General features: G+C 69.2%; 16 protein-coding genes. 6 read left to right on the forward strand and 10 right to left on the reverse strand.

The window, feature by feature from the left end:
- From H0W38_RS03525 to H0W38_RS03545, 5 genes are all read right to left on the reverse strand, one after another.
- On the reverse strand, nucleotides 1-811 hold an 811-nt coding region (locus H0W38_RS03525), incomplete at its 3' end, for an MFS transporter (RefSeq protein ID WP_292451255.1).
- A gap of 63 nt (nucleotides 812-874) precedes the next feature.
- On the reverse strand, nucleotides 875-1729 hold the full coding sequence (locus tag H0W38_RS03530; protein ID WP_292451257.1) for a 23S rRNA (adenine(2030)-N(6))-methyltransferase RlmJ: 855 nt from the start codon (nucleotides 1727-1729) through the stop codon (nucleotides 875-877).
- 169 nt (nucleotides 1730-1898) lie between these two features.
- Nucleotides 1899-2768: a ChaN family lipoprotein gene (locus H0W38_RS03535; RefSeq protein WP_292451259.1), complete on the reverse strand. Its 870-nt coding sequence runs from the start codon at nucleotides 2766-2768 to the stop codon at nucleotides 1899-1901.
- Nucleotides 2765-3349, reverse strand: coding sequence for an MOSC domain-containing protein (locus H0W38_RS03540; protein WP_292451261.1), 585 nt, complete (start codon nucleotides 3347-3349; stop codon nucleotides 2765-2767). The genes H0W38_RS03535 and H0W38_RS03540 overlap by 4 nt, the downstream gene beginning before the upstream one ends.
- A 98-nt stretch (nucleotides 3350-3447) precedes the next feature.
- Nucleotides 3448-4293, reverse strand: a complete 846-nt coding sequence (locus tag H0W38_RS03545) for a substrate-binding domain-containing protein (protein ID WP_292451263.1) — start codon at nucleotides 4291-4293, stop codon at nucleotides 3448-3450.
- 243 nt (nucleotides 4294-4536) lie between these two features.
- On the opposite strand from H0W38_RS03545, the gene H0W38_RS03550 reads away from it, so the two are divergent.
- Nucleotides 4537-6459 carry a phosphoenolpyruvate carboxykinase (GTP) gene (locus tag H0W38_RS03550; protein WP_292451265.1) on the forward strand — a complete coding sequence of 641 codons (1923 nt, stop codon included), beginning with the start codon at nucleotides 4537-4539 and terminating at the stop codon, nucleotides 6457-6459.
- A gap of 95 nt (nucleotides 6460-6554) precedes the next feature.
- Here H0W38_RS03550 and H0W38_RS03555 read toward each other — a convergent pair whose 3' ends face one another.
- On the reverse strand, nucleotides 6555-6779 hold the full coding sequence (locus H0W38_RS03555) for a hypothetical protein (protein ID WP_292451267.1): 225 nt from the start codon (nucleotides 6777-6779) through the stop codon (nucleotides 6555-6557).
- A gap of 104 nt (nucleotides 6780-6883) precedes the next feature.
- Here H0W38_RS03555 and H0W38_RS03560 point away from each other — a divergent pair, with 104 nt between their 5' ends.
- A complete protein-coding gene (locus H0W38_RS03560) occupies nucleotides 6884-7648 on the forward strand; it encodes a UPF0149 family protein (protein ID WP_292451269.1) in 765 nt (254 codons plus the stop codon).
- Nucleotides 7649-7686: 38 nt separating this feature from the next.
- Nucleotides 7687-8478, forward strand: coding sequence for a metallophosphoesterase (locus H0W38_RS03565; protein WP_292451271.1), 792 nt, complete (start codon nucleotides 7687-7689; stop codon nucleotides 8476-8478).
- Between the two features lie 178 nt (nucleotides 8479-8656).
- On the opposite strand, the gene H0W38_RS03570 is transcribed toward H0W38_RS03565, so the two are convergent.
- Nucleotides 8657-9595 carry a LysR family transcriptional regulator ArgP gene (locus H0W38_RS03570; protein ID WP_292451273.1) on the reverse strand — a complete coding sequence of 313 codons (939 nt, stop codon included), beginning with the start codon at nucleotides 9593-9595 and terminating at the stop codon, nucleotides 8657-8659.
- Nucleotides 9596-9731: 136 nt separating this feature from the next.
- Between H0W38_RS03570 and H0W38_RS03575 the strand changes: the two genes are divergently transcribed.
- On the forward strand, nucleotides 9732-11042 hold the full coding sequence (locus H0W38_RS03575) for a D-amino acid dehydrogenase (protein ID WP_292451275.1): 1311 nt from the start codon (nucleotides 9732-9734) through the stop codon (nucleotides 11040-11042).
- Nucleotides 11043-11321: 279 nt separating this feature from the next.
- On the opposite strand, the gene H0W38_RS03580 is transcribed toward H0W38_RS03575, so the two are convergent.
- The gene (locus tag H0W38_RS03580; RefSeq protein WP_292451277.1) at nucleotides 11322-12266 is read right to left on the reverse strand and encodes a LysR family transcriptional regulator; all 945 of its coding nucleotides are present in this window, start codon (nucleotides 12264-12266) and stop codon (nucleotides 11322-11324) included.
- Between the two features lie 102 nt (nucleotides 12267-12368).
- Between H0W38_RS03580 and H0W38_RS03585 the strand changes: the two genes are divergently transcribed.
- Nucleotides 12369-13889: a CoA-acylating methylmalonate-semialdehyde dehydrogenase gene (locus tag H0W38_RS03585; RefSeq protein WP_292451279.1), complete on the forward strand. Its 1521-nt coding sequence runs from the start codon at nucleotides 12369-12371 to the stop codon at nucleotides 13887-13889.
- A 163-nt stretch (nucleotides 13890-14052) separates the two neighbouring features.
- On the opposite strand, the gene H0W38_RS03590 is transcribed toward H0W38_RS03585, so the two are convergent.
- Nucleotides 14053-14988 carry a DUF4394 domain-containing protein gene (locus H0W38_RS03590; RefSeq protein ID WP_292451281.1) on the reverse strand — a complete coding sequence of 312 codons (936 nt, stop codon included), beginning with the start codon at nucleotides 14986-14988 and terminating at the stop codon, nucleotides 14053-14055.
- A 411-nt stretch (nucleotides 14989-15399) separates the two neighbouring features.
- A complete protein-coding gene (locus H0W38_RS03595; protein WP_292451283.1) occupies nucleotides 15400-16449 on the reverse strand; it encodes a septal ring lytic transglycosylase RlpA family protein in 1050 nt (349 codons plus the stop codon).
- 137 nt (nucleotides 16450-16586) lie between these two features.
- Between H0W38_RS03595 and H0W38_RS03600 the strand changes: the two genes are divergently transcribed.
- Nucleotides 16587-16946 (forward strand): carboxymuconolactone decarboxylase family protein (locus H0W38_RS03600; RefSeq protein ID WP_292451286.1); only part of this gene is annotated, 360 nt, incomplete at its 3' end.

The following is a 16946-nucleotide window of genomic DNA, read 5'->3' on the forward strand; positions in this document are numbered from 1 at the left end:
GCACTTCCTTGGCGAAGGCCGGGAACAGGCTCAGGAACACCGCGCCGAAGAACCACATCCACGAGATGCCGAGCATCGAGCGGAACACCACCAGGTTGCCGTGCGCCAGCAACAAGTTGCGCCAGGTCTCGCTGACGGGGTTCCAGTTGATGACGAGCTGCGGCGCGGTGGCGGGCGAATGCGGCACGTACTGCGCGGTGAGGCGGCCCAGCACCGCCAGCGCGAGGCAGGCGAAGGCGACCCAGTGCCGGCCGACCTCGGGCACCGCGATGAGCAGGCCGCCCGCCACGTTGCCGAGCAGGATCGCGACGAAGGTGCCCATCTCCACCATGCCGTTGCCACCCGTCAACTCGCGCTCGCCCAGGTGCTGCGGCAGATAGGCGTACTTGACCGGCCCGAACAGGGTCGCCTGCACCCCCATCGAGAAGATGCACACGAGGAGCAGCGGCACGCTCTGCCACAGCAGGCCCAGCGCTGCGACCGTCATGATGCCGATCTCCAGGCTCGTGGTGAAGCGCATCAGGCGCGACTTCTCGAACTTGTCGGCCAACTGCCCGCAGGTGGCCGAGAACAGCAGGAAGGGCAGGATGAAGAGTGCGCCGATCACCACGCCGGCCTGTGCCGGCGGCAGCCAGGCGAGCTGCAGCTGGTAGGTCACCAGCACCGTCAGGGCGAACTTGAACAGGTTGTCGTTGCCGGCGCCGAGGAACTGGGTCCAGAAGAAGGGTGCGAAGCGGCGCTGGGTGAGCAGCGCGAACTGGTTCGCACGCTCGTGGATCGCGGGCTCGGCGCGGGGAGGGGCAAGGCTCACAAGGGGGCTCCGGTTGCGCGCGAGTGTCGCGCAAGCGCCCGCATCTTCTGCTCGACGCAGCGCTCAGACCGCCTTGTGTTGCAGCAGGTGGCTGGCGCCCTCGTACTGCCCCAGCGTCTTCGTCAGATAGGGCAGGCTGTCCTTCAACGCGGCGTGCAGCGTCCACGGCGTGTTGATCACGAACACCCCGCTGCCCGCCAGCCCGAAGCCCAGCCGGTCGAGCGGCTGCACCGTGAGCCGGGCATGCAGCCAACTGCGCGTCTTCACCTCCTGAGCGAGCGACTGCAGCCGCTTGGGCAGTTGCGCCGATTCGAGCCGGTTGATCTGCGGATACCAGACCACCACCACGCATTCGGCGAAGCGCTCCAGCGCCTCGCGCACGGCGGCCACCACCCGGCCGTAGTCGGCCTTGAGCTCGTAGGACGGGTCCATCAGCACCACCGCGCGGCGCGAAGGCGGCGGCAATTGCGCCTTCAGGCCTTCGAAGCCGTCCTCGTGGTGCACCTCGGTGTGAGGCCCGGCGGACTGGTGCGAGGCGAGGATGCGCACGTCAGCGGGGTGCAGCTCGAACAGGCGCAGTCGGTCCTGCGGGCGCAGCAGCGCGCGCGCGATCTCGGGCGAGCCCGGGTAGCGGCCCAGCCCGCCTTCGGGGTTGAAGGCACGCACCAGCGCCACGTAATCGGCCACCGCTTCGGGCAGGTCGTCGCGCTCCATGAGCCGCGCGATGCCGTGCTCGAACTCTCCCTTCTTCTTCGCCTCGGGGCTGGCGAGCGAATAGCCGCCGGCGCCGGCATGGGTGTCGATCAGCCAGTAGGGCTTGTCCTTTTGCCCCATGTGGCGCAGCACCTGTGCGAGCACGGCGTGCTTGAGGACGTCGGCGTGGTTGCCCGCGTGAAAGGCGTGTCGGTAGGCGAGCATGGCGCGATTGTCGCGTGCGCCCGGAGCGGTGGGCGCCGCAGGAGCGACAGTCGGCGCGAGGGCTGACCGCGGCGCTCGCCGGAGGCCGATGGCACGGGCTCGCATCGAAGGCATCGAGCCGTCCCCGCGAGGCTTGTGGCCCGCGCGATCCGAAGACGAAGGCGCGGGCTCAGCGCGCCGGCGCGAAGCGTTCGGCCAGCCCTTCGCAGGGATCGGGGCGCTGCAGCGCGAGCGTGACCCAAACTTCGTCGAAGCCGGCGGCGACGCCGTCCTCGGGCGTTCCCGCCGTCAGGCCCAGCGCATGCACCCGCAAGCCGGGCGCCTGCGCGCGCAGGTGCTCAGGCACGCCCCGGGTCTTGTCGACGTGGTTGGCGCCGGCCACCAGCATCACCACACCGCCCGGCTTCGCCTGCGCCGCCACTGCGCCGGCCATCGCGCGGTCGCGGGCGATCTGCACTCGCGTCATGCCCGGCAGCTGCGACGCCGGCAGGAGGCCGCAATGACCGTCGCGCACGTCGGCGAGCAGGCGAGCGCGCAGGGCGTCGCTCACCTCGGTGTCGAGCCGCTCATCGCGCATGACCTCGCGCAGCGTGCCGCGAGCCAGGTTGGCGCCGAGCACCGGCACCCCGGCGCGCACGGCGGCCGCCACGATCGGCCCGTAGGCGACCCACGGCCAGCCGCGCTCGTCCCAGGCGAGCGCTGCACGCATTTGTGCTTCGTCCGCACCGTGGTGCAGGGGCGCGGTGCTGCGGCCCCGCTCTGCCATCTCGAGCACGACGGCAACTAGGCGGCCCTGCGTTGCAAGGCGCTCCACCACTTGCGCGGCGAGGCGCTGGTGCTCGGCCGCATCGTGCTGCTCGCCGATCAGCAGCACCTCGGCGGCGGGCCAGCCGGCGGGCAAGGCGCCAAACCCTGCCGCGCCGGCGGGCACCCGCACGCTCGGCTCGGCCGCGCCCCCGGGCGCTGGTGGGGCGACGCAGGCTGCCGCGGCGAGCGCCAGCGACAAGGGGACGGCGAAGGCGCGCAGCGGCGCTTTCATCGGTGCTTCGCCCTGACCGAGCGGAACAGCTCGGGGATGCCCACCTCGCGCGGCCCGGGAGCCAGCTCGAAGGCTTCGCCCGCGGCAATCGTGCCGGGCACGCGCACGGCCAGATAGAAGCCGCAGTAGCCCGACTGCACCATCAGTTTGCTCGCTTGCCCGAGGCCCATCACCGCATTGAACTTGAAGCAGGGCTGGCGCGGCCCCGCCACAGCCAGTTCGCAATGCGCGAACTTCAGCACGTCGCCGATCCAGACCTGGTTCTCGAGCAGGCCTTCGAGTGTCAGGTTCTCGCCGAAGAAGCCGGCGGGCAGTTCGGCGTCCCAGGCTGCCAGCCCGGCTTGTGCACGCACGGTCTGCCAGACGCGGTAGTGCTCGCTGGGGTAGGCGTAGACCGCCTTGTCCAGGCCGCCGTGCAGGCTGGGGTCGGCCTGTTCATCGCCGGCCAGGCCGAGCGGGCGGACCTCGACGTCTCCGGCAACGCCGCGCTTGTTGATGCCGCTGAGCACTTCGCGGCAGCCGATGCGCAACGGCTGAGCCATGGCGACGTTCACGCTGAGCAAGCGCGGCAACGCCGTCATGGCGCAGCGGCTCGTAGGGCTTGCGGGGCGCTCGACGCTTTCGTGGCAGCAGTGTTCATGGCGGCGGGCTTCACGGGCGCTGCAGCGCGGCGGCCTGCTCAGCCCACCGGCCGGTAGCCGCGGCCGAAACTGCGCACCGCGCTTTGTCCGCTCGGGCCGGCCAGCCAGTTCACCAGCAGCTTGCCGCCGGGCGGATTGACGCGAAAGGATCGCATGATGTGATAGGTCGCCGCCAGCCGCGCATCGCCGGCGACCATGATCGCCAGACCGGACTTCGCCCCGCGCGCCTGCCACACGCCGCGCTCGATCAGCGCGTAGCTCTGCGTCTGCTGCGCGAGGTCGAGCACCGCGGTGGGGCCTGCGGCGGCGGTGCGGAGCCAGGGACCGAGCGGCTGCGGGCCGAGCGTTTTCCACAGCGCCTGTTCCAATTCGCGCGTGCCGCTCGGCTCGCCGTGAGCAACGAATCCCGCCGCGCCGCTGGCCCCGGCCTGGGCGATACGCTGCAGCGCTGTCAATGCGTCGCGACCCCCCGCGATCCCGGCCGGATCCCCGCCGGCCACCTGCTTGCGGCCGGCCCGTCGCGGCGCCGGCCCGACCAGCACCATTTCGCTGCGGGCCACCGGCCGGCGGTCGTGCAAGAGGTTACGGCGTTCCAAAGCCAGTTCGTGTTCGGGCGACTGGGTCAGCGCGGCTTCGACTTCGCCGCGTTCCAGCAAGGACAGCAGCGCACCGCCCGGCCCGGCGCGCCATTCGATTGCCAAGCCGGTGTCGCGGCCGATCGCCTGCTGCAGGTGCTGGGCCAGGCCGGAACTCAGCAGGGCGGCCTCGACCCCGACGTGCAAACGCTTGGAAGCGGGGCGCTGCGCCCAGGTGGGCAGCGCCCAGGCTGCCAGCACACCGGCCAAGTGCCGACGCCGCAAGAAGCCGAAATGGACGGCAGTCATGGCCGCATATTAAGAGCGTAAGAGCGCTCCGAGTTCGCGCCATGCCGGTATGCCGCCCAGCGCCAAAGCGCGGAACATGTCGTCATGCCTAAAGCGCATGGAAGGTCGCTGTCATGTGTCGGTCACATCTCTACACTTTTATGAACGACCGTGCCTAATGAACTGGGTCGGTCTTGATGGATGTCGCCAGAGTCCGAGTCGGCGGGAACTGGCGAGATCCCTCAACCTCTCACTGGAACTGCGATGAACCATCCCGCAATGCAAGGTCTGCGCATCGATGCGCCGGCTTATGTCAAGAACGCCAGGCTGATCGCCTGGGTCTCCGAGATGGCTGCGTTGACGGAGCCGCAGGCAATTCACTGGTGCGACGGCTCGAAGGCCGAGTACGACCGGCTGTGCGCGCAACTGGTCGCGGCGGGCACCTTCCGCAAGCTCGACGAGACCAAACGGCCGAACAGTTACCTCGCCTGCAGCGATCCGGGCGACGTGGCCCGCGTCGAGGACCGCACTTTCATCTGCTCCGACAAGCAGGACGATGCCGGCCCGACCAACAACTGGATGGCGCCGGCCGAGATGCGCGCCTTGCTGCAGACCGGCCGGGCCGATGGCACGCCGCCGCTTTTCAAGGGTTGCATGCGCGGCCGGACGATGTATGTGGTGCCCTTCTCGATGGGCCCGCTCGGCTCGCCGATCGCGCACATCGGCGTCGAACTCAGCGACTCGCCTTACGTGGCCGTCAACATGAAACTGATGACGCGCATGGGCCGACAGGTGCTCGATGTGCTGGGCGAAGACGGCGAGTTCGTGCCCTGCATGCACACCGTGGGCGCTCCGCTCGAGCCGGGGCAGCGGGACGTCCCCTGGCCGTGCAACCCGACCAAGTACATCGTCCACTACCCTGAAACACGCGAAATATGGAGCTACGGCTCCGGGTACGGCGGCAATGCGCTACTCGGCAAAAAATGCTTCGCGCTGCGCATCGCGTCGACCATGGGCCGCCGGGATGTCGAGGCCGATGGCCTCGGCTGGCTGGCCGAGCACATGCTGGTGCTGGGCGTCGAAAACCCGCAGGGCGAGAAATTCCACGTCGCCGCTGCCTTCCCCAGCGCCTGCGGCAAGACGAATTTCGCCATGCTCGTACCGCCGTCCGGCTTCGAGGGCTGGAAGGTCACCACCATCGGCGACGACATCGCCTGGATCAAACCCGGCGCCGACGGCCGGCTCTACGCCATCAACCCCGAAGCCGGCTATTTCGGCGTGGCGCCGGGCACCAACGAGCAGACCAATCCGAACTGCATGGCTTCGCTGAAACGCGACGCGATCTTCACCAACGTGGCCCTCACCGACGACGGCGATGTGTGGTGGGAAGGCATGAGCGAGCAGCCGCCCGCCCACCTGATCGACTGGCAGGGCAAGGATTGGACGCCCGCCATCGCCCGCGAACAGGCCACGCTCGGCAAGCCCAAGCCGGCCGCACATCCCAACGCGCGCTTCACCGTGGCGGCCACCAACAACCCGGTGCTCGACACCAACTGGGACAACCCTGTCGGCGTGCCGATCGACGCCTTCATCTTCGGCGGCCGCCGTTCGACCACGGTGCCGCTGGTGACCGAGGCGCGCAACTGGATCGAAGGGGTCTACATGGCCGCGACCATGGGCTCGGAGACCACCGCCGCGGCGGCCGGCGCGCAAGGCGTCGTGCGACGCGATCCGTTCGCGATGCTGCCCTTCATGGGCTACAACATGAGCGACTACTTCGGCCACTGGCTGGCGCTAGGGCGCAAGCTGCAAACGCTGTGCGAGCGCTCAGGAGCGAAGTTGCCGCAAATCTACTGTGTCAACTGGTTCCGCAAGGGGGCGGATGGCAAGTTCGTCTGGCCGGGCTACGGCGAAAACATGCGCGTGCTGCAGTGGATGCTGGAGCGTGTGCGCGGCCGGGCGCAGGGCCGCGAGAATGCCTTCGGCATCAGCCCGCGTTATGAAGACTTGGCCTGGCGCGACCTTGCTTTCACGCCGGAGCAGTTCGCCAGCGTGATCGGCATCGACCGCGCGGCCTGGCAGCAGGAACTGAAGCTGCACGAGGAGCTGTTCAGCCAGCTCGCCCATCATCTGCCGGGAGAGTTGACCGACACCAAGCTGCGCATCGAGCAGCGGCTGGCTGCCTGAGCGTTCGATCGCCGTCCGCTGGCGGCATCTCTGCTGATCCGGGCCGCCTGCGGCGGCCCTTATTCATGGGCGACTCAAGCGTTCACCCAGCGTGGTCACGGGCGCACGGAACGGCCGCGGTAAAGCGCGTCCACATTGCCGCGAGCATCGGGTTCGTCCAGCGACACCGCGCTGAACTGGTCAGACCAGGCGTTCGGTTTGCGAGCGCTCACCATCAGCTCGAAGAAGTGCCACAGTGCAAAGGCCGCTTGAGCAAGCGGCTCTGCACCGCGCGGCGCCTGGGTGCGGAAGGTGGGCAGTTGGATGGACAGCGTGGTCATGAGAAGCCTTCAAAAGAGAAGCCCGATTCTAGGGTAAACCCTCATTCCTCGCCGGATCGCCGGTCGGCCGTTTGTCCGGCACGCGGCCATAGGACAATCGTCCGATGCCTGATTCCACGACTGCAACACCCCTGAGCGACGCCGAAATCGGCGAACTCGACGATCTGCTGGCCGCCATTCCCGAGCCGCTCCAGGCGCTCGACGTGGTGATGCTCGACGGCTACCTGTGCGGCGTGCTGGCGCAGCCGGTGCTGATCGACGCCGCCGAGTGGCTGCCACCGGCGTTCGACTGGAACTGGGGCGATCCGGAACAGCCCGGCGCCGGCCAGGCGCTCACGCTGGAGACGCCCGGTTGGCATGCCGCCAAGCACGAGCGGTTGCTCGCATTGGTGATGCGCCATCACGCCGTGCTGGAGCGCCAGCTGCGCGAAGACGCCTGGTTCGATCCACTGGTGATGCAGCCCGAGAGCGACGAAGGCCTGCCGCTCGAAGGGGCCGCTGCCGTTGCGCCGGCCCTGGCGCCATGGGCGGTCGGCTTCGAGCACGCGCTCGATCAGTTCGTCGCCCTCGAGTCCTTGACCGCCAGCGAACTGCCCGACCTGCTGGCCTGCGTGCGCCGCCATCTGCCCGAGCAGGAAGGCGATGAGCAGGCTTTCACCCAGGCGCTCGACGCCGAACACCCGCTGCGCACCCTGGACGAGGCCATCGAGGATCTTGTTGGCAACGTGGTCGCGATCTGCGATCTGGCTCGCGGCGAACGGCTCAAGGTCGAGACCGTGCGCCGTGCAGGCCCCAAGGTCGGTCGCAACGATCCCTGCCCTTGCGGCAGCGGAAAGAAGTTCAAGCAATGCCACGGCCGCGAGGCGTGAGCCGCGCGCGCTGCGCGGTTTGAACCGGGCCTGCTGAGATGCGCTTGCAACTGCTGTCCGACCTGCACCTCGAAACCGAAGCCTTCACGCCGCAGCCGGCGCCCGAGGCCGAGTTGCTGGTACTCGCCGGCGACATCGACAGCACCTGGGCCGGCCTGGAGCGCTTCGCTTCTTGGCCGCGGCCGGTGCTCTTCATCGCCGGCAACCATGAATTCGATCGGCGCGAGCTGAACACCGCGTGGCCGGCCTTGCGCGCGCGCTGCACGGCGCTGCGCATCGACTTGCTCGAATGCGAGGAGCGCGTGTTTCGGGGAGATGACGGGCGGCGCATCCGCTTCGTCGGCACCACGCGCTGGTGCGACTTCGACCTGTTCGGCGAAGCCCGGCGGGAACGCTGCCAACGCGCTGCGCGCTATTTCGTCGAGGTGATGCGGTCCACGCGAGGCGGTACCGTGCTGGACCCGGCCGCCGTGCGCGAAGAGGCGCTGGCCTGCCGCGACTGGCTGACGCGAACGCTTTCGACTCCGGCGACTGACGATAAGTCGCTCGACGCCACAGTAGTTATCACTCACTATGCCCCCAGTCTGCGAAGCGTCGATCCGCGTTACGGCGAACAGCCTGGCACCGCGAGCTTTTGCAACGCGGATGACGACCTTCTGCCACTCGCAGACCTGTGGCTGCACGGCCACTTGCATTGCCGCCACGATTACCGCGTTGCGCACCCCGCGGGCTCGCCGCGCGCTTCGACCCGCGTTGTCAGCAACGCGCGCGGCCACGGCCAGAAGGGCGAATCGCACGGGCACGACGGTCTGAAGATCGTGACCGTGTGATGGCGCGTGGCGGTAGGGGTGCGCGCCGGCCCTTCAACGAGAGCGCACTGGGGAAGTAGCGGCGCCCATCAGGATCGGGCGTGAACGTTCGCTGGATCGGGAGCGCTCGAAGCTATGGGGCTCCGGAACCCGTCGCTCTCGGACTCGACCGGCAGGCCAGCCGCTGCACCGCGCCAGTTCAATTGCGCAGCGCCTGCTCGGCGCCCGCCACCAGCGCCGCCCCCACTTCATCGAGCCGCGCTGCTCGGCTCGGCGCCGCCGGCTCGCCGCCCAGCTTCCACTGGTGCCAGTGCAGCATCACGTCGATGCCGACTTCCGGCCGCAATTGGAGCAACTCGCCGCGCTGCAATCGTTCGCGCGCCTGCAGCTCCGGCATGACCCCGATGCCCCAGCCCAGTTCCGCCGCGCGTACGTAGGCCTCGGACGAGGGGACGAAGCGCTCTGCCAGCTTCGGCGCACGCACGCCGAAGGCGCGGGCCACCCACTGCGCCTGCATGTCGTCCTTGCGGTTGAAGACCAGGAAAGGCGTGCGCGCAAAGTTCCCGCGGTGCAGGCCGCCAGCCGCGTCATCGCCCAGTTCACGCTGCACGAAACCGGGGCTCGCCACCGCGATGTAGCGCATCGCCCCCAGCGGCGTGACGCGGCAGCCGCGCAGCGCCCGCGCGACGGTGGAAACGCAGCCCAGCACCTGACCTTGGCGCAGCCACTCGTGGGTGAAGTCCTGGTCGTCGACGATGAGCTCCAGCCCGAAGCCCTCCTGCAGCCCTTGCTGCACCAGCGGGTCCAGGGCCGGCAGCACCCAGGTCGCCAGGCTGTCGGCATTGACGGCGATCGGCAGCCGCGCCTGCGATTGCATCTGCTCGCCCAGTTCACGCGCCACATCGGCGCGCATGGCCTGCATTTGGCGGGCGAAGCGCAGCAGCACCTTGCCCGGTTCCGTGAGCCGCAGCGGCCGGGAGCGCACGACCAACAGCTGCCCCGCCTGCGTCTCGAGCGCGCGCAGTCGCTGCGAGACCGCCGATTGGGTGATCGACAAGCGCTGTGCAGCGCGCTCGAAGCTGCCGTCGTCGGCCAGTGCGGCCAGGCAGTCGAGGGCGGCAGGATCGAGGTCTCGCATAGCGTGTTCTCAACGATCTTTTTATATCAGTATCTCTAATGAATGAAGAATAACGTGAATGCCGCTTCACTTTGCCGGAGCGGCTGCGCAAAATCGAGGCACTGCGAACGGCCTGAACGCCTCGAAGGGATTTTTCATGAAAGTCATCGTCCTAGGTGCTGGGATCGTCGGCGTGAGCACCGCGTGGTATCTGCTCGAGCAGGGCCACGAGGTCACCGTCGTCGACCGCCAGAGCGACGCGGCAATGGAAACCAGCTTCGCCAACGGCGCGCAGATTTCGGTGAGCTTTTGCGAGCCCTGGGCCAATGCACAGGCGCCGCTCAAGCTTTTGAAGTGGCTCACCCGGGCCGATTCGCCCTTGCTGTTTCGTCCCCGGCTCGACCCCTGGCAGTGGCGCTGGAGCCTTGCCTTCCTAAGCCAGTGCAGCGACGCCGCCTTCGAGCGCAATGTGCAGCAGCTCGTTGCCCTTGGCCGCTACAGCCAGGAGTCGCTCAAGTCGCTGGTTGCGGCGACCGGCATCGACTATCACCGCATCGAGCGCGGCATCCTGCATTTCTTCTCCAGCGAGAAGGACTTCGAGGCGGGTGCCGCGGGCGCCGAGCTGATGCGCCGTCACGGCGTGGACCGGCGCGTGCTGTCGCCCCGGCAAGTGCTCGAGGTGGAGCCGGCGCTGGCCGCCTACGGCCCGCAGCTGGCCGGCGGCACCTACACGCCCAGCGACGAGTCGGGCGATGCACGCGTGTTCACCCAGCAGCTCGCGCAGCGCTGCATCGACCGCGGAGCGCGCTTCCTGTTCGGCCATGCGGTGCAGGCGCTCGAGCGCACCGGCGGTGAGATCAGCGCCGTGCATGTCGTCGACACGGCAACGCAGCAGCGCCGCGAACTGCACGCGGATGCTTTCGTCGCCGCGCTGGGCAGCTTCACGGCGCCGCTGCTGCGGCCGCTGGGCGTAAACCTGAACATCTATCCGGCCAAGGGTTATTCCGCCACGCTCAAGCTCAAGGCGCCCGAGCGCGCAAGCGTCGTGAGCATGATCGACGACAGCCGCAAGATCGCGATTTCGCGGCTGGGTGACCAGGTGCGCATCGCTGGCACCGCCGAGCTCGCCGGCTACGACACGAGCCTCGACGGCCCGACCGCACGCACCCGCTGCGCGGCGCTGGTGAGCCGCTACGAGGAGCTGTTTCCCGGCGTGGCGCATCGGGACGAGCCGAGTTTCTGGGCCGGCCTGCGGCCGAGCACGCCGACCAACATTCCCTACATCGGCCGCAGCCGCATCGCCAACCTCTGGCTCAACGCCGGCCACGGCACCTTGGGCTGGACGCATGGCGCCGGCTCCGGGCGCGCGCTGGCCGAGCTGATCAGCGGCAAGCGTCCGGCGGTGGACTTTCGCTTTCACGGCCAGCCGGCGCAGCGGCCCATGGGAGAACTCGCCGCGAGCGTGTGAGGACGCGGCGTGCTGGGTGCAACGGAGCAGGGCGCAGGTCTGCTGCGTCGCTATGTGCGGTGAGCACAAACGGTGCGTGAGCCCGGTCCTGCGTTCTGGGGATGGGTTCGCAACGAGGCGACTTCTACAGTCTTCGAATTCGCCGCCGCGCTGCTCTTCGGAACTCGGCGTGTCGGCCTTCGCAGGCGGCTCCGCCCCGCGAAGTCACCGGTCCCAACGACGTCCTTTTTGAAGGACTTCCCCAGCCCACCCTTCAAAAGGTGGGCTGTTTTTTTTGGCTCAACCGAAACCGGCGGCGAGCGCGGCCCGCAGATGCTCGACCAACGCACGCGCTGCTCGCGGCACCTGCGGGCTCCAAGGCCGCAACGCATAGACCGCATCGCCGAAGAAGCCGATCGGGCGCCACAGCGGCAGCAACTCGCGCAGGCGCCCGGCCTTGAGCGCGGCCGCGGCGCTGAAGTCGGGCAACAGGCCGATGCCCAGGCCGGCCAGCACCGCGTCGCGCAGCACTTCGGAGTTGTTGACGCGCAGCGCGCCGCTCACCGTCACACGGACCCGCTCCGGCTCGGCCGCGGCGCGGGCGCCACGCACCGGCAGCCGCTCGAAGGGCCAGACCGCTGGGCCGGGGCGCAGGTAGGCCACGCAGTCGTGCGCGGCCAGATCGCCCGGATGCTCGGGCAGTCCGCGGCGCCGCAGGTAGGCCGGCGTCGCAACGAGCAAGGTCCTTGAGGCGCACAGCTTCCAGGCGACGTGGCTGTCGGGTGGCGTGCTGGTGTGGCGCACGCCGAGATCGAAGCCTTCGTGCGCCAGATTGACCAGCCGGTCCTCGAGGGCGAGGTCCACGCGGATGCCCGGCCAGGCGCGCAGGAAGGCGTCGAGCTGGGGCGCCACCTGCTGGCGCCCCAGGGCGACCGGGGCGCTCACCCGCAGCAGGCCGCGCGGCTGCAGGGCGAGGTCGCGCACGGCGGCCAGGCCCTGCTCGATCTGCGTGAAGCCGGCCGAGGTCTCGTCGACCAGTTGCCGGCCGGCTTCGGTGAGCCGCACGCTGCGCGTGGTGCGCTGCAGGAGCGGCACGCCTACGTTGCGCTCCAGCTCGGCGATGCGCTGGCTCACCGCTGCCTTCGACAGGCCCAGTCGCTGTGCGGCCTGCGTGAAGCTGCCGAACTGGGCGACCAGGCCCAGCGCATGTACGTGGGCCCACAGGGGCGTCGGTGTCGTGGTCATCGCTCATTGTTCACCAGCATGAACAATGAAGTCAGCTCCTTCGCCTGTTCAGCGTGGCGTGCAGCGCCTAGTCTTGTGCGCTGTACTTGCAAGGAGATCACCATGGGCGCTCCCGAAGCTTTTACCGCCACGGCCGAGATCGGCCACTACATCAACGGCCGCAAGGTCGCGAGCACCAGCGGGCGCCGCCAGCCGGTGTTCAACCCGGCCACCGGCGCGGTCGCGCGCCAGGTGGCGCTGGCCTCCAAGCCCGAAGTGGACGCTGCGGTGGCCGCCGCGCAAGCGGCATTTGCGTCCTGGGCGGACACGCCGCCGCTCAAGCGAGCGCGCGTGCTCAACAAATTTCTGCAACTCCTGATCGAGGAGCGCGACACGCTGGCCGCGATGCTCACCGCCGAGCACGGCAAGGTCTTCACCGACGCGCAGGGCGAGGTCACGCGCGGCATCGAGATCGTCGAGTTCGCCTGCGGCGCGCCGCAGCTGCTCAAGTCGGCTTTCACCGACCAGATCGGCACCGGCATCGACAACTGGGTGCTGCGCCAGCCGCTGGGCGTGGTGGCCGGCATCACGCCCTTCAACTTTCCCGTGATGGTGCCCATGTGGATGTACCCGCTGGCCATCGCCTGCGGAAACTGCTTCGTGCTCAAGCCCAGCGAACGCGACCCGAGCGCCAGCCTCTTCATGGCCGAGCTGTTCAAGCGCGCCGGCCTGCCCGACGGCGTGATCAACGTCGTGCAGGGCGACAAGCTGGCGGTCGATGCGCTGCTGGAACACCCCGACGTCAAGGCGATCAGCTTCGTCGGCTCGACGCCGATCGCGCACTACATCTACGAGACCGGCGCGCGCCATGGCAAGCGCGTGCAGGCACTCGGCGGCGCCAAGAACCACATGGTCGTGATGCCCGATGCCGACCTCGAACAAAGCGTCGATGCGCTGATCGGCGCGGCCTACGGCTCGGCCGGCGAGCGCTGCATGGCGATCAGCGTGGCGGTGCTGGTGGGCGACGTGGCCGACAAGCTCGTGCCCATGCTGGCCGAGCGGGCTCGTGCGCTGAAGATCAGCAACGGCATGGAGCTCGACGCGGAAATGGGTCCGGTCATCACCGGCGCGGCGCAGGAGCGCATCGAGGGCCTGATCGCGAAGGGCGAGCAGGAGGGTGCCGAGCTGGTCGTCGATGGCCGTGGCCACCGCGTCCCCGGCCACGACAAAGGCTTCTTCATCGGTGGCACGCTGTTCGACCGCGTGACGCCTGAGATGACGATCTACCGCGAGGAAATTTTCGGCCCGGTGCTGTGCTGCGTGCGCGTGCCCGACTTCGCGGCCGCGGTGGCGCTGGTCAATGCCAACGAGTTCGGCAACGGCGTGGCCTGCTTCACCCGCGACGGCCACGTGGCACGCGAGTTCGCACGGCGCATCGAGGTCGGCATGGTCGGCATCAACGTGCCGATCCCGGTGCCGATGGCCTGGCACGGCTTCGGCGGCTGGAAGAAAAGCCTGTTCGGCGACACCCACGCCTACGGCGAAGAGGGCGTGCGCTTCTACACCCGGCAGAAGTCGATCATGCAGCGCTGGCCCGAGAGCACCGGCAAGGGCGCCGAGTTCGCGATGCCGACGGCGAAGTAAGAGCCGACGCGCTAAAAAAGCGAGGCCCCGAAGGCCTCGCTTTCTCGTTGTCTGCCGGGGCGCCGGCAACCGCTTGCGCTCCGAAGAGGCTGCACGGCCACGTTCCGGCTCGCGGGTGCCTTGCTTCGCAACGGCTGCCGAGTTCAGTTGCGCAGGCGGGGCCTCAGCTCTTGGCGCGCGCCGAGCGGCGGCGGGCCATGAAGCCGACGCCGGCCAGCCCGCCCAGCATCAGGGCATAGGTCGAAGGCTCGGGGATCGCCGCCACGGTCAACCCCTGCAGCTGCGAAGCGCCCGAACTCAGGCCGCCGACGCCGTACAGGCCCAGCGACGTGGCCGCACCGCTCGCAAGATCGATCTCGTACAGGCCGGTCTTGGCGTCGCCCACGCCGTCGATCACCAGCGCCGCGAAGGCCTTGTTGCCCGTGCCGGCGATGTCGAAGCCGACCACCGCGGTGACGTCCAGGCCCAGGCTGCCGAGCAGGGTGCTCGTGCCGGCGTTGGCGTTCAGGCTGTAGAGCGAATCCGAGGTGGCGTCGATGCCGAACAGCATGGTGCCGGTGGCCGGATTGCGGTCGTTGTTGGCATACGCCACGCCGTCCAGGCGGTTGGTGGCGCCGTTGAGCGCGCCGTCGACGATGACGTCGCCGGCCGGCGTGGCGCCGCCGGAGGTGGCGACCTGCACGCGCAGGTTCTGGCCGGCGTCGGACATGATGCGCAGCGAATTGGGGCCCGCGGCAGCGTTGTCAGGTACCGGGTTGAAATCGAAGCCGAAGGAGTTGCCCGCAAGCGGCGAGGACAGCGCCGCCACGAAGCTCGCCGCGCCGGTGCCCGCATTGAGCGTGTACAGGTTGCTCGCGTTCGACACGGCGAAGAGTTCGCCGGTCTTCGGCCGCAGGTCGATGCCGAGCAGGCGCTCGTCGCCGATCAGGCCGGTGATGGCGATCTCGGGGCCGCCGAACATCGGGTTGCCGCTGTCGAAGGTGACCAGCCTATTGGTCACGGTCAGGCCGATCAGTGTTTCGGCCTGGGCCGGAACCGCCGCAACGAGTGCGGTGGCCATGGCAGCGGCGACGCCGCTGCGCTTGAAGAATTTCTGCATGGGAACTCCTGTGCTGAAGAAGGGTGGTTGACGTCTGGCCGTGCGCAGCGGGAACTCCCACCAGCACACTCCGAGACAACGGGCAAAAGATGTGCACAGATGCTCACGAATGCCACTTTCGTGCTTGACCCCCCCTGAACGCGGGATAACAACCGACCTGATTACCGTGCAGGCATGAAAACGTGCTGCTCGTCACCGGCGCCAGCGCCGGAACGCGACATCGTTGCGTCCACCGTATGCCTGCCCGCACGCCGCGACGAGGCCGTTGCCGTCTTGGTGCGCGACGAGGCGGCGGCGAAGCCCTGGTGACGACCGCACGGCTCACGGCGGCACGGCGGCGCGATCGGCAACGTGTCGTCGATCGCGATCCTCGACCTCGCGGGGCGCTGAGCCCGGCGGCGAGTCGCGGGCTCAACGCCGCTCGACGATGACCGGCACCAGCCGCAGCGCCTCGCGCACCCGCTCGGCGGCGCCGCGCGCATCGTCGAGCGAGGCGTAAGGGCCGGCCTGGAGCCTGAACAGCGGCGCATCGCTGAACACCGCCATCAGCGGCGCCAGCCAGCCGAGATCGGCCGAGACGCGCTGCTGGAATTCTTCGGCGCCACCGCGTTCGCGGAAGGCACCGAGCTGCACCCAGAAGCCGTACGTGTCGGCGCTCGCCGTGGGTTCCCCGGCGCGTTGAACCATTGCCGCCGCCGGAGCGGCCGATGGCGACGGCACGCTCACCGGCGCCTGCGTCCGAGCGGTCGGCGGTGGCGGGGCGGTCATCGGCGCAGCGGCCACGGCGCCGCCCGGTGCGGCGTCGCCGGGGGCGACTGGCGCCGGGCGGCGCCAGTCGCCCGTGCGGATGGCATCGAAGGTGAGGCGCTCCACCTCCACCGGCGCCACGCCGTCGACGCCCAGCTTCCTGGCCGCCGCATAGCTCAGGTCGATGACGCGGCCCTGCACGAAGGGGCCGCGGTCATTGACCCGCACGACGATTTCGGCTCCGTTGGACGGGTTGCGCAACCGCGCATAGCTGGGCAGCGGCATCGTCTTGTGCGCCGCCGTCATCGCGTACATGTCGTAGACCTCGCCGTTGGCGGTGCGCCGGCCGTGGAACTTGCGGCCGTACCAGGAGGCGAGGCCTTGCTCGCGCATCGGCACGTCGCGCGCCTCGGGCGTGTAGTCGCGGCCCAGCACCCGGTAGGGCTTGTTCGGGCCGCCCGAGCGCAGCGGCTCGATGCGAGGGACTGCGTCCGGCGTGCGCTCCAGGCCACGCGGCGGGTCGGAAGGCGGGCCGTCGCCGCCACCGGTGCGCGGACCGGAGGCGCAAGCCCCGAGCAGCAGGGCCAGCAGCAGCGCTGCAACGGGTGCGCAACGCCCGGCCCCACCGGCGAAGCGCCGAGCGGCACCGAACGAGGGGGCCGCGGCGATGACGCCGGGCAACGGGCCGACGGGCGGGGCGGCGCAATCGTGCATGGCCGCGACCATAACCGAGCGATTCGCCGGCCACCGCCGCGTGCATCGGCCGCTGGCGCGACACTGTCGAACATGTCGCGGGGCGGCGCGTCTTTGCCGGCCGGACTCTCAACTCGATTTACTGCGAGGCCTCGCTCATGGATCCCTACGACCACGATCTCGAACGCGGCATGCGCAACCGCCGCGCCATCCTCGGCGACGCCTGGGTCGACAAGTCGGTCGCCAACGCCAACGCGTTCAACGCCGACTTCCAGAACTTCATCACCCGCTACGCCTGGAACGACGTGTGGGGCCGCCCCGGCTTGGACGCCAAGACGCGCCGCATCATCGTGCTGGCCATCACCTGTGCGCTCGGCCGCTGGGAGGAATACGAGCTGCACCTGCGAGCTGCGCTCACCGGCGGAAGCGGCGCCGGCCTCGGCGCGGGCGATCACGCCGATACGCGGCTCACGCCCGACGAGGTCAAGGAAGTGCTCATGCAAGCCGCCATCTACGCC

The organism is Methylibium sp., assembly GCF_013817365.1.
Lineage (GTDB): Bacteria > Pseudomonadota > Gammaproteobacteria > Burkholderiales > Burkholderiaceae_C > Methylibium.

Coding starts and splice junctions, on each gene's coding strand:
- H0W38_RS03540 (WP_292451261.1), bottom strand. CDS start 3,349: ATGACGGCGTTGCCGCGCTTGCTCAGCGTGAACGTCGCCATGGCTCAG.
- H0W38_RS03565 (WP_292451271.1), top strand. CDS start 7,687: ATGCGCTTGCAACTGCTGTCCGACCTGCACCTCGAAACCGAAGCCTTC.
- H0W38_RS03595 (WP_292451283.1), bottom strand. CDS start 16,449: ATGCACGATTGCGCCGCCCCGCCCGTCGGCCCGTTGCCCGGCGTCATC.
- H0W38_RS03585 (WP_292451279.1), top strand. CDS start 12,369: ATGGGCGCTCCCGAAGCTTTTACCGCCACGGCCGAGATCGGCCACTAC.
- H0W38_RS03530 (WP_292451257.1), bottom strand. CDS start 1,729: ATGCTCGCCTACCGACACGCCTTTCACGCGGGCAACCACGCCGACGTC.
- H0W38_RS03535 (WP_292451259.1), bottom strand. CDS start 2,768: ATGAAAGCGCCGCTGCGCGCCTTCGCCGTCCCCTTGTCGCTGGCGCTC.
- H0W38_RS03580 (WP_292451277.1), bottom strand. CDS start 12,266: ATGACCACGACACCGACGCCCCTGTGGGCCCACGTACATGCGCTGGGC.
- H0W38_RS03570 (WP_292451273.1), bottom strand. CDS start 9,595: ATGCGAGACCTCGATCCTGCCGCCCTCGACTGCCTGGCCGCACTGGCC.
- H0W38_RS03555 (WP_292451267.1), bottom strand. CDS start 6,779: ATGACCACGCTGTCCATCCAACTGCCCACCTTCCGCACCCAGGCGCCG.
- H0W38_RS03545 (WP_292451263.1), bottom strand. CDS start 4,293: ATGACTGCCGTCCATTTCGGCTTCTTGCGGCGTCGGCACTTGGCCGGT.
- H0W38_RS03560 (WP_292451269.1), top strand. CDS start 6,884: ATGCCTGATTCCACGACTGCAACACCCCTGAGCGACGCCGAAATCGGC.
- H0W38_RS03550 (WP_292451265.1), top strand. CDS start 4,537: ATGAACCATCCCGCAATGCAAGGTCTGCGCATCGATGCGCCGGCTTAT.
- H0W38_RS03575 (WP_292451275.1), top strand. CDS start 9,732: ATGAAAGTCATCGTCCTAGGTGCTGGGATCGTCGGCGTGAGCACCGCG.
- H0W38_RS03590 (WP_292451281.1), bottom strand. CDS start 14,988: ATGCAGAAATTCTTCAAGCGCAGCGGCGTCGCCGCTGCCATGGCCACC.